This is a genomic window from uncultured Coprobacter sp. (assembly GCF_947855755.1).
Taxonomy (GTDB): Bacteria; Bacteroidota; Bacteroidia; order Bacteroidales; family Coprobacteraceae; genus Coprobacter.
In genome coordinates, this window is record NZ_CANUAR010000003.1 from 115,785 (window position 1) to 128,165 (window position 12,381).

Annotated in this window: 9 protein-coding genes; 5 read left to right on the forward strand and 4 right to left on the reverse strand. The window is 39.4% G+C overall.

Annotation, left to right across the window (positions count from 1 at the left end; all coding sequences use genetic code 11):
- Nucleotides 1-25: 25 nt before the first annotated feature.
- Nucleotides 26-2,101, reverse strand: coding sequence for a TonB-dependent receptor (locus Q0093_RS03165; protein WP_297928415.1), 2,076 nt, complete (start codon nucleotides 2,099-2,101; stop codon nucleotides 26-28).
- Nucleotides 2,102-2,868: 767 nt separating this feature from the next.
- Here Q0093_RS03165 and Q0093_RS03170 point away from each other — a divergent pair.
- Genes Q0093_RS03170 through Q0093_RS03180 form a run of 3 tightly spaced genes read left to right on the forward strand, consistent with a single transcriptional unit; the run spans nucleotide 2,869 to nucleotide 6,040 of the window.
- A complete protein-coding gene (locus Q0093_RS03170; RefSeq protein ID WP_297928416.1) occupies nucleotides 2,869-3,996 on the forward strand; it encodes an ABC transporter substrate-binding protein in 1,128 nt (375 codons plus the stop codon).
- Complete coding sequence (locus tag Q0093_RS03175; protein WP_294176777.1) at nucleotides 3,996-5,024, forward strand: iron ABC transporter permease; 1,029 nt, start codon at nucleotides 3,996-3,998, stop codon at nucleotides 5,022-5,024. Before Q0093_RS03170 ends, Q0093_RS03175 begins: the two co-directional genes overlap by 1 nt.
- A complete protein-coding gene (locus Q0093_RS03180) occupies nucleotides 5,024-6,040 on the forward strand; it encodes an ABC transporter ATP-binding protein (protein ID WP_297928417.1) in 1,017 nt (338 codons plus the stop codon). The genes Q0093_RS03175 and Q0093_RS03180 overlap by 1 nt, the downstream gene beginning before the upstream one ends.
- A 46-nt stretch (nucleotides 6,041-6,086) precedes the next feature.
- Here the strand turns inward: Q0093_RS03180 and lpxB are convergent, their stop codons facing one another.
- Nucleotides 6,087-7,220, reverse strand: coding sequence for a lipid-A-disaccharide synthase (gene lpxB / locus Q0093_RS03185; protein WP_294176669.1), 1,134 nt, complete (start codon nucleotides 7,218-7,220; stop codon nucleotides 6,087-6,089).
- Nucleotides 7,221-7,423: 203 nt separating this feature from the next.
- Between lpxB and Q0093_RS03190 the strand changes: the two genes are divergently transcribed.
- Nucleotides 7,424-8,839: a hypothetical protein gene (locus Q0093_RS03190; protein WP_297928418.1), complete on the forward strand. Its 1,416-nt coding sequence runs from the start codon at nucleotides 7,424-7,426 to the stop codon at nucleotides 8,837-8,839.
- Between the two features lie 36 nt (nucleotides 8,840-8,875).
- On the opposite strand, the gene Q0093_RS03195 is transcribed toward Q0093_RS03190, so the two are convergent.
- Together Q0093_RS03195 and Q0093_RS03200 are read right to left on the reverse strand one after the other, a co-directional pair.
- On the reverse strand, nucleotides 8,876-10,690 hold the full coding sequence (locus Q0093_RS03195; RefSeq protein WP_297928419.1) for a DNA polymerase III subunit gamma/tau: 1,815 nt from the start codon (nucleotides 10,688-10,690) through the stop codon (nucleotides 8,876-8,878).
- A gap of 100 nt (nucleotides 10,691-10,790) precedes the next feature.
- Nucleotides 10,791-11,270, reverse strand: coding sequence for a cytidine deaminase (locus Q0093_RS03200; protein ID WP_294176663.1), 480 nt, complete (start codon nucleotides 11,268-11,270; stop codon nucleotides 10,791-10,793).
- Between the two features lie 150 nt (nucleotides 11,271-11,420).
- Between Q0093_RS03200 and Q0093_RS03205 the strand changes: the two genes are divergently transcribed.
- Complete coding sequence (locus Q0093_RS03205; RefSeq protein WP_294176662.1) at nucleotides 11,421-12,326, forward strand: glucosaminidase domain-containing protein; 906 nt, start codon at nucleotides 11,421-11,423, stop codon at nucleotides 12,324-12,326.
- Nucleotides 12,327-12,381: the final 55 nt, after the last annotated feature.

Here is a 12,381-nt window from a genome sequence, read left to right on the forward strand (position 1 = left end):
CGGCATAATAAGGTCAGAGTCTTTTTTATAGATTAATCGGAACAAGTATTTTGAATCCGATATTTCTTCCCATATTGAAAACCCCTTTTCTGCCTGTTATGACATTTGTGTCGGCATATTTCAATCTGTTTAGATGATTTTGATAAGCTTTGTTGAATATATTATTTACCATAATATAAAATGAGAAAAGGCTCTTTTTACGATGTATTATATTTGTACCGGCCGACATATTGAATAAAGTATATGACGGTGTCGGAGTTTCCGAATTATTTACTCTATATACATGATTTTGTTTGAAATTATAATCCATTTCGACCTCTATATATGCATTATCCAATAATTTGCTGTTTGTATTGATATCATAGTGCAAAGTTGAAAGCCAGCGTGGTGCAGGAGTAAATGGGAGGAATCTGCTTTCTTCGGACGAATGTAATTGTACGCTATTTATATAAGAAAACGAGTTCTCGAAATGCAGATGACGGACTGGATGTATGATGATGCGAGCCTCACCTCCCATTATGCGTGCGTCGCCCGCAGTATATCGATAAGCAGGAACATCTTCGATTTGTATATTTTCCAATTTCTGTATAAAAATGTAGTTATCTATGCGGTTGGCAAATAACGAAAGTTGAAAAGACATACGTTCGAACGAGTAGTCTATTCCGGCATCAAATTGCCAACTGTATTCGGGCTTAAGTTGTTTGTTTCCGATTTCATAGCGTAAAGTACCTTCATGTTCTCCATTACTGCCTAATTCGCTCAGATTCGGTGCACGATAACCTCGTGATGCGTTAAGCCTTATGTCTAACTTTTCCGAGACATTATAAATGCCTCCGATGCTTCCTGTTAAACCGTTGAATGTACGGGAAAAAGCAATGAAACATTCTTTTTCTCCATCCATAAGAGAATGGCTATGCAAGTGTCGGATATCGAAACGAAGCCCTCCGGTTAAATGAAAACGTTGGAACATTGATTTGCTGACAGTTACGAATGTCCCTAAATCAAACAGATCGTATGCCGGAATAAGATATTCTTCGCCTTTGTTCAGAGACTTTTGATACATGCCGTTAATACCTGCATTTGTTTTCCATCCATTGTATTCAGGCAAAATATAACGTACATCGTAATTTATAGTATGTAGCATAAAATCGAGACCACATTCATTTTTACTCTCTTCATATTCTTGTCTGCGGTTTTGCTGATAAGCGGCGATAACCTTTAAAATTCCGGATTTAAGGGAAAAAGAATTGTCTAATACCGCTTTATAGTGACGTACTTGTTGAAATGGAAGTTGCTTGCCGTAATGTTTGCCTCCGCTCGAGCTTTCCAATTCTCCGGTTTCGTTATTACGCTCACCTTCTATTATTCCCGGCGTGAGATGATAATAGCTTAGTTTCAGTCGGGAATACCCCCAATCCTTATTTAATCCCAACATCCCGGAGAGGGCTCGTTCACGAAAACGGGAATTCGGAACATAACCGTCATACCGGTTTTTGTAATCGTGCGCCATCTTGTCCGAGTATCTCCAATTATATACGAACCCTTTCTTGTTTCCTTCAAAATTTACGGAATAGTTAAACAGTCCATTATTCGTTTGATACTCGCTAAAGATATTGGCCCTCATTCCTTCCGGAGACAAAATCGGTTCATCATGGAAAATCAATACTCCGGCCATGGCGTCAGAACCATATATCAGAGAAGCCGGACCTTTCAGTATTTCTATGGAATGTACGTTTTGCGCATCGATTTCGACTCCGTGTTCATCTCCCCACTGTTGCCCTTCTTGACGGATACCATCATTTACGACCAACACTCTGTTGTAGCCTAATCCTCGGATAATAGGTTTAGATATTCCGTTGCCTGTCGTTATTTGAGATATGCCGGGCTGTTTAGCAATAATATCGATGATATTGGTATATTGGTGTGTCTTTAAAAATTCGGAATTTATAATAGATACCGGAGCCGGTATTTGTTTGATGTGTGTGCTACCTGTGAGCCCTGTAACTGTGATTTCTTTTAGGTGTACACAACTATCTTGTTCCTCTGCGTGTATGCATAAAATACTCCAGAGCAACAAACATGTTATTTTTATTGCTTTCATTTTTATTCTGTTTTTAGAAGCTTGCTCAACAGCCGGTTTAAATTCCCAGATAAAGATATATATTCAACTTTTGAGGGTACTGATCGGTCTGTTTCTCGGTTTTTGCAAGTCGTGTTCAACTATGTCTCTGATCAAAAAAACAGAAACACATTCTCAAGAACAGTCCTCAAAAATATCTGAGTAAAATTTAAACAGGTTCTAAATTTCAAGCAAGCTCTGATGATTAATGCTTTAATAATTATATCAACTGAAAACAGAATATACAGGAGGGGCTCTGATAGATAGAGAGCATATATAGGAATTACAGACTTTGTTTTCATGTGAAACCCATTCGAAGGAAATAAACGGAAGAATAAAGTCTGATTGTATTCGTTCGGACTCGATGAAAGGAGACAAGAAAAATTGGCAGATACAGCAATTATCCGGGTCATGGCTGTGTGGAATGCTTGAATGGGAGGAAACATCTTCTGTTATATTGTGGAAGTGAAGAGCCTTCACAATATGTACAGGCATTAGTGATGCGATCAAGAGCCATGCTAATACGATATGTTTGCCACCTTTTGCCATAGTTATCCTTTGATTGCGAAGGTAAATATAAAAAGACAAATACAGTATATTTCGTGTCTGTTTTTATATTTTTTGTTTTTTATCGGGCTTTTGTATTTTGTATAACAGCTTTGTATTCAGCTATTATTGGTTCATTTCTCAGTTTTTTTTAGATTATTTCTTCGATTTTATGTAAGTTTGGAGATTAAAAAAATATGGAAATGAGAAATAAAATATTCAGCAGTTTAATTTTGCTTTTTGTGTTGGTTTCCTGCAATAGAAAAGGAAATACCTCTTCTGGCAGTGAAGTCGATACTGTTTCTTATCAGGTGAATTATGCAGAGATGTTCAGCGTGAACCGTTTTCCCGATTATACGGAAGTACAGGTGCGCGATCCTTGGGATACGACTCACTTGCTTCAAAAATATATATTGATACCGAAAGCTTCTTCTTTACCGTCATCTTTACCCGAAGGAACAGTAGTACGTACACCTTTGTCTCGTGTGGCCGTGTATTCATCGGTACATTGCAGTATGTTGGAGCAATTGGGAAATCTTTCCGATATTGCGGGAGTTTGCGAATCTCGTTATATAATTATTCCGGAAATAAAGAGTGGCGTCTCAGAAGGGAAAATTATAGATTTAGGAGAATCGTATGCTCCGGATATAGAAAAAATTATAGATCTGAATCCTGAAGCGATAATCTCTTCTCCTTTTCAGAATATGGGTTACGGAAAAGTCGAAAAACTGGGTATTCCCATTATAGAAGGTGTGGATTATATGGAAACTACCCCTTTGGGTCGTGCCGAATGGATTCGTTTTTTAGGGTTGTTTTTCGGAAAAGAATCGCTTTCTGATTCGATATTCGAAGAGACAGAAAAGTCATATCTCGCTTTAAAAGAAAAAGTTGCGAATATCTCTAAGCGTCCTACCGTTGTTTCGGAGATGAAAACCGGTCCTGTTTGGTATGTACCCGGTGGTAATAGCTATATGGCAAGGCTTTTTGCCGATGCTGGGGCAGACTATTTTTGGAAAGATGTTCCGCAGACAGGATCTTTGTCCCTCTCTTTCGAAGCCGTGTTCGATAAAGCTCAGCAGGCCGATTTTTGGTTAGTAAAATATAATCGGGATCGGGATATGACATTGGATGATTTGAGAAAAGATTATGCCGCTAATGCTAATTTCAAAGCGTTTAAAGATAAGAATGTGTGGGGGAGTAATAGTTCGAAAGTACCTTTTTATGAAGAAGTTCCCTTACATCCTGATTATTTGTTGCGAGATTTTATCTTGATATTTCATCCCGATTTGTTACCCGGTGATACGCTTCGTTATTTTAACTTGTTGAAATGATGAAGTCTCATTTTTATATCGGAGGGTTATTATTTTTGGCTTTTTGCCTGTTTCTCGGAAATCTGTTTTGGGGATCTGTTTCTATTCCGGCGAGTGCGGTTTGGGATATTTGTATAGGAAATGAGGTAGAGAAAAGCAGTTGGTCCTATATCGTATTGCAATCTCGTTTTCCTCAGGCGGTTACGGCATTTTTTGCCGGAGCGGCTTTGGCAGTTTCTGGTTTGATGCTGCAGACAGCATTCAATAATCCGTTGGCCGGACCGTCGATTTTAGGGATCAACTCCGGGGCGAGTTTGGGAGTAGCCTTGGTGATGTTGTTTTTAGGTGGTTCGTTAGGTTCTTTAGGATCATTTGCTCTTTCCGGTACAATGGCGGTTTTAGCAGGTGCTTTTATTGGTGCTGTGTTAATATTAGGCATTATTATTCTTTTTTCTACGATTGTACGCAGTAATGTGATGTTGCTTATTGTCGGCATTATGGTCGGATATATAACTTCTTCGGCAATATCTTTGTTGAATTTTTTTGCTACGGCTGAAAATGTTTTTTCTTATACATTGTGGGGAATGGGAGATTTTTCCGGAATATCGGTGGAGAGATTGCCATTTTTCTGTATTGCCGTTTCGATAGGTCTTGTTCTTTCGTTATTGTTGATAAAACCTTTGAATGCACTTTTATTAGGAGAACGATATGCCGAAAATCTTGGCGTGAATGTCCGTCGTGTTCGGGTTGTATTGTTATTAACGACCGGATTGTTGACTGCTGTGGTTACGGCATTTTGCGGTCCGGTCTCTTTTATCGGATTGGCCGTACCTCATATTGCCAGGCTTGTTTTAGGATCTTCCAATCATAAAATCTTGTTACCGGTAACGATTCTTATCGGTGCTGTGATTGCATTGATTTGCAATCTGTTGTGCGTACTTCCGGGTGAAGCGGGGATTATTCCTTTGAATGCTATTACTCCGGTGTTGGGAGCGCCTGTGATTATTTATGTAATTGTGAACCAGAAAAAAATACAATATTTCAATTGATGAACAGAGTACCGGTTATCGAAGCTGAAAATCTATCGATTGGTTATCGAGATGGGAGTAAGGTGCATCAGGGTCTGTATGACAGTCTGACATTCTCTCTTTATCGGGGAGAACTGACTTGCCTATTGGGGACTAACGGAGCTGGGAAATCGACTCTGTTGCGAACGTTAGGTGCTTCGCAACCGGCATTGTCCGGGACATTGTTTTTAGAGGGAAGATCATTATATAATTATTCGGCGACTGAAATTTCCCGAAGAATAGGTCTGGTGTTGACTGATCGCTCTTTGGCGGGAGGACTTCGAGTGAGGGAGTTGGTTGCTTTGGGACGTTATCCTTATACCGGTTTTTTCGGACGGTTGAACCGCTCGGATGAAAAAATCGTGGATTATTCTCTCGATCGAGTAGGAATTAAGCATAAGGCATCGGATTATTTTTCGGAACTTTCTGACGGTGAACGACAAAAAGTGATGATTGCTAAGGCTTTGGCTCAAGAGTGTCCTATTGTATTGTTAGATGAACCTACGGCTTTTTTGGATGTTCCGAGTCGTATAGAGATCATATCTTTATTGCGTGAACTTGCCACTGTCGAAAAAAAGACAATTTTGTTCTCAACTCATGATATGGAGCAGGCATTGTTATTGAGCGATCGCCTGTGGCTTTTGTCCCGGCAGAACGGCCTGCAATGCGGTGTTACGGAGGACATGGTTCTGTCAGGAGCTGTTGGTGACCTGTTTTCTCATTCATCCGTGAATTTTGATGTTTCTACCGGAAGTTTCTTCCCACAATACGAGTTAAACAAGAAAGCTGCGATTTCAGTGCCGGATAATATGGCTTTTTGGGTTCGGAACTGTCTGATGAGAGCAGGATATGAATGTTTGCCTGCGGGAACTCCCGATACCGATGTTTCTCTTTTTTTCGTATCTCCTGAGAAGATCAGGTTGATATATAAAGGACAAGAACTGTCGTTATCTTCATTTGCTGCTTTGAAAACGGCGCTTAGCGATCTTTTATCTTGAAAACTTTATCCGAGATAAACAACTAAGACGAGAGATCGAGAGCTTTTTATAACTCTTTTATGGTTGCGACGATTTTTTTTGCTGCGTTTTGAGGAGCACCCGGATTTCCTAATCGTTCGGCTATTTCAGTATATCCTTGTAGCATCTGTGCTCGTTTGTCAGGATCGTTTAATATTTTGTCCAGTTCGTTTTTTACATTTTCCGTAGTGAACAGATGTACCAACAATTCTTTTACGACTTCCCGGTCGGCAATCAGATTTACTAACGACACGAATTTTACTTTCAGTATATGCTTAAAAAGATTATATGCGATTTTTCCTCCTCCCATTTTGTAACATACGACTTGAGGAACTTTCAGTATAGCGGTTTCGAGGGTCGCTGTTCCTGAAGTTACCAATGCTGCTGAGGATTGTTGGAGCAATCTGTATGTTTTTCCAAAGACGATAGAAACCCGTTTGCCCGAAATAAATGTATGATAAAAATCGGGAGATATGCCCGGAGCTCCGGCAATGACTAATTGATAATTTGTAAATGAGGAGGCCGCATCGATCATTGTCGGTAGATTTGCTGTGATTTCAGCTTTCCGGCTACCGGCCAATAGTGCAATGATAGGTTTGTTTTCAAGATTGTTTTCGGCAATGAAAGAGTCGAACTTTTCATCGGCAAACGGTCTCACCGCCATTTCATCGACAGTAGGATTTCCTACATAGTCGATCTGATAATGATGTTTTTGATAAAACGGAATTTCGAAAGGAAGTATCGAGTACATTTTATCTACATATCGTTTAATATCTTTGATGCGATACTCTTTCCATGCCCATATTTTAGGAGAAATATAATAATGTACCGGAATATTAAGCCGGGTTTTAGCAAATTTTGCCATTCTCAGGTTAAATCCGGGATAATCGACAAGTATCAGTACATCAGGGTGAAATTCTTCTATATCTGACTTGCATAAACGAATATTGTGCAGTACTTTGTCGATATTCAGCAATACGGGAATAAACCCCATATAGGCCATTTCACTGTAATGTTTGACCAGAGTTCCGCCTTCTGCCTGCATCAAATCGCCTCCGAAAAAACGGAATTGAGCTTGTGGGTCTTCTTTTTTAAGGGCATTCATAAGTTTGGAGGCATGTAAGTCTCCGGAAGCTTCACCGGCTATCAGATAATACTTCATTGCGCAAATCGTATAAATTCTTTTTACAAATGTACATTAACTTTCTCATTTTATCTGAAAATAAGGTTGTTTTTATCGATTTGATTACCTTTGTCTCCGGAATATTTATTCCCCTGACTGAGTTTCCTTATTCGGAAAATATAGATAGGCTCTTAATTTAATGTTTTGCAATAACAATCGGATTTTTCCGTTAATATACAACGATGAAGAAAAAGATTTTCCATATAGTTTTTATCCTGTTCGTTTTTTCATTTGTTTTATCAGGATGTTTTGACGAGAGTTTCTCGAGCGATCCTAACGACCGTTTGACTTTTTCTACGGACATTATAAAATTTGATACGATTTTTACACAGCGTGGTACGGCTACACTATCCTTTAAAGTTTATAACCATGCGAAAAAATCGTTGAAAATAGAGTCCGTGACGTTGGCGGATGCCGCTAATTCCGGATTTTTTATTAATGTAGACGGTTCTAAAGGTCCGGTAATACGAGATTTGGAAATAAGAGGTAAAGATAGTTTATATGTTTTTGTGGAAGCAAATGTCGATCCGACAAACCAAAACTCTCCTTTATTGATAAAAGATTCTATCGTATTTGTTACGAATGGAATTCGTCAGGATGTCAAATTAGAGGCATACGGACAAGATGTCAATGTTTTACGGGGTGAAGTGTTGCCGGACGGAGAGAACGTATTTACCGGAGAAAAACCTTATTTGGTTTATGACAGTCTTGTGATTCCTGCATCGTCGTCTTTGGTATTGTCCGAAGGAACTACGCTTTATTTTCATAGTAAGGCGATGCTTGAGGTCAAGGGAAAGATCGATGCTCGTGGTACAGCATCGCGTCCTGTAACTTTTCGAGGAGATCGTCTCGACCGTATGTTCGCCGATTTACCGTATGACTATTTGCCGGGACAGTGGGGAGGAATTCGTATCCATACGGACAGTTACGATAACCGTTTCGACCATGTTGCCATGAGGGGTACTTCTACCGGAATCGTTATCGATTCGTCAGATGTTTCGCGAACTAAAATCATATTCAGCAATTCGGTGATTCATAACTCCAGTAATAATCTGGTTTCTTCGACGGAGAGCAGGATTGAGGCATGGAATTGTCAATTTTCCAATGCCAGCGGTGCTTTAATGAGTTTGTCCGGAGGAGAAACAAAATTTACTCATTGTACATTTGCCAATTATTTTCAATTGATGGATGTCATAAAATCTCCTTTACTGGTTTTTGACAGATATACTCAGACAGAAGAAAATTTGCCGTTGAAAGCATCATTTCAAAATTGTATCATTATCGGTAACAGCACGTTGATGCAGCCTTTAGAATTGTTGAATACCCAGATCTATTTTAAAACTTGTCTTTTTAGGGTGAATGGTTCGGACGATGAAAATTTCATTCAGTGTATATGGAATGGAGATCCGATGTTTGTGGCTACGGGAGATAACTATCAGTATGATTTCAGATTGGCTTCAGAGTCTTCGGCGGCTTACAGAGCAGGAGATCCTGAATTTGTCGATGAGAATACACGTATGGATCTTTTAGGCAATCCGCGCCCTGAAGGGGTAAATCCGGATGTAGGCGCTTATCAGTATATGACTCCGACAGAATAAAAATACACTCTTAGTCAAAGCCTATTGGGGGTATTGTCATGCCAGTTCTAAGCCGAATTTGTCTTTTAAGTGCATAATGTTGGGATTTTTCTGAACCATAAGATCGAATCGTTCCCGTTGGCTGAAAGCCTTGTGTTTTTCTTGCTTCTCGCTTTCTCTTGGACGCATGGAGATGCGGGTGTTTTTTAATTCTTTTTTCAAGAATTGCATTAAGTCCGTACCTCTTTCGTTCAGCCGGTCTAACTGTTCTTTATTATCGACCACAACTTCGAAATCTGTTGCATTCAGCATTTTAGGCGGACAAGTGCGCATCGTATTCACCAGAACGGTTTCGGTGGAAATCGTGTTGGTGAATTTAATCCACGCTTTTTGCAGATCCTCTTCAGAGAAAGAATTATTCATGTCCACATCTTTCCTTGTCTCCTGAACCTGTTCTTTTGTTTCGATAATCGGTTTTTTTATCGATATAGAAGGAATCGGAATCGTTCGGGGTTTCGGTTTTTGTGCGGGATGTTGATTATTCGATAACTCGTTTAATTGAGCCTTATTTACCGTTTTATCGGTCTGTATTGTTGCTGTTGTCCGAGCATCGGTGCTTGTTTGAACTGTTGGTGATGCGACAGGAGCATTTGTCGTAACGGTTCTCTTTTGTTCTGCCGGAGCATTCTGAATCGGTGAAGAATTTCTTTGGGAGACAGTTTGTGTCGCGGGAGATACTTTTTGCAACGTTGGCTGTTGTTCGGGCTGTGGATTTTTTGCTGCAGTTAATTGACAGAGCTGTATCAGTGTCAATTCGACCAATAATTTCTTATTATTACTGTTCCGGTAGTTCAAATCGCATCGGTTACTCAACTCGATTGCTTTATACAAAAATTCGTTGCTGCATTGTGTCGCTTGTTCGGCATAACGTTGTGCTGTTGCCGGACCTACTTCGAGTAGAGGTAGGGTTATAGGGTCTTTGCAGACTAACAAATCTCTGAAATGATTACTTAATCCGCTTATAAAATATTGAGCCTCAAATCCTTTTTTCAGTATTTTGTCGAAAAGAATTAATGCTTCGGGTACGGCATTCCGTAAAAATGTATCGGTCAGGCTGAAGTAGTATTCATAATCGAGGACATTCAAGTTCTCTATCACCGATTGATAAGTAATGTTCCCGTTAGAAAAACTAACGACTTGGTCGAATATAGATAATGCGTCCCGCATACCTCCGTCGGCTTTTTGGGCAATGACGCTCAAGGCTTCCGGTTCGGCGGCTACTCCTTCTTGAGAAGCGACATATTGCAGATGCTCTACGGTATCGGCTGTCGTGATTCTTTGAAAATCGTAAATTTGACATCGAGACAGTATTGTCGGTAAAATTTTGTGCTTCTCGGTAGTCGCTAATATGAATAGTGCATGATGAGGAGGTTCTTCCAGTGTCTTTAGAAATGCGTTGAATGCGGCTGTCGATAGCATGTGTACTTCATCGATGATGAATACTTTGTATTTCCCGATTTGGGGTGGAATGCGGACTTGTTCGGTCAGTTGCCGTATGTCGTCCACCGAGTTATTAGATGCAGCGTCTAATTCTAAAATGTTGTAAGATCGCTGTTCATTGAATGCTTTACAGGATTCGCATTCGTTACAAGCCTCTCCATCGGCTGTAGGATGTAAACAATTGATTGTTTTGGCAAAAATTCGGGCACATGTTGTTTTTCCTACTCCCCGCGGACCGCAAAAAAGATAAGCGTGAGCTAATTTCCCTGAACTGATCGCATTTTTTAAAGTCTGGGTCAAAGCTTTTTGTCCTACAACGGAGTGGAATGTGGACGGGCGGTATTTCCGTGCCGAAACAATATAATTATCCATTTATTTTGAATGTTCTGTCTTGTAATTCTGTATTTACAAAAGTAATAAAAAGTAATCGGTTTGTATATTGAAAAATTTTAAAAAGTGAAATTCGTTTTTATCATTCCATACTTGATTTATCGAAATACAACGGTAATAGCGCTTTTATAGAATCTACGATATAAATGTCATCTTTACCGTACATTAATATCCGTATAGGTTGGTTAAAACGATTTTCTGTTTCTAAAATTACCTGTCGGCAAGCTCCGCACGGAGCAACTTGACCGTCTGTGTAGCTTCCGCCTGTTTGAGCCGCCAATGCCAGCATTTTCACAGGAATATCGGGATAGTTGGCATTGGCGAAAAAAAGTGTTACGCGTTCTGCGCATAATCCCGAAGGATATGCGGCATTTTCCTGATTGTTTCCTTGTATTATTTCTCCATTATTCAGTAGGGCTGCTGCTCCTACTTGGAATCGAGAATAGGGTGCGTATGAGAGGTTGCTCGCCTCTTTTGCCCGATCGATCAGAATTTTTTCTTCGGGGCTCAATTCTTCATAAGAACAAACTGTTATCTTTGTATCGAGATTCAACTTTTTCATATCGAGACTAATTTTATAGCGTTAAGGTTATTCGAATATATGCTTATCACTAATTGGTAATGATTCAGTAATAATACAAATATAAAGAAGTTTTGAAATATTCGCGCGAGTTTTACGTTCTTTTTTCGAGTTATAATAAGGATATTGAGTATGAGTTTTAAAAGATTAACACTGTTTTCGCTTTTTGCCATTTCTGTTTTTTGGGGGGGGGATGTGAGTGCTCAGAGCCGGAATCGTCTTTATATGCAATATATAGATACGTATAAGGATTTGGCAATCAGTCATCAGAAAAAATATAAAATACCGGCCAGTATTACTCTGGCTCAAGGGCTATTGGAATCTGGCGCTGGAAGAGGAACATTAGCGCGTAAATCGAATAATCATTTCGGTATAAAATGTCATAATAAATGGACAGGAGCTCGGGTTTATCACGATGATGATGCTAAAGGAGAGTGCTTTCGTAAATATAAGCATCCTAAAGACTCATACGAAGATCATTCTTTATTCTTGACTCGGAATATGCGTTATGCTCAGTTATTTGAACTGAAAAGTACCGATTATAAAGGTTGGGCAAGGGGCTTGCAGCGTTGCGGATATGCGACCGATAAGGCGTATGCAAGTAAATTGATTCAGATTATAGAATTGTATGATTTATATCGATATGATCGTAAGGGGCGTTCTTCACAAGATGTTCCTGAATTACCGGTAGGATATAAACCTCATCAGGTGTATCGTTCTTCAGGCTTGTATTACATCGAAGTTCGTGTGGGAGATAATCTTAAAAATATAGGGAAGGAGTTCGGTATCAGCGTAAAAAAACTGTGTAGTTATAATGAGATTCCCAAAGATTATCCTTTAGATCCGGGAATGGTGATTTACCTTGAGAAAAAAAATAAAAAGGCGGATAAGGCCTATACGAGGCATATCGTTTCAGCAGGGGAGTCGATGCATGATATTTCTCAGATTTATGGTATTCGTATGAAATATTTGTATAAAATGAATCATAAAGATAAAGACTATGTCCCGTCAGAAGGGGATGTGTTGATCCTTCGTTGATTTCAATGCACCTAAAAGCCTGTCTAAATTTTCCGACAAAAAAATATTATCAGGT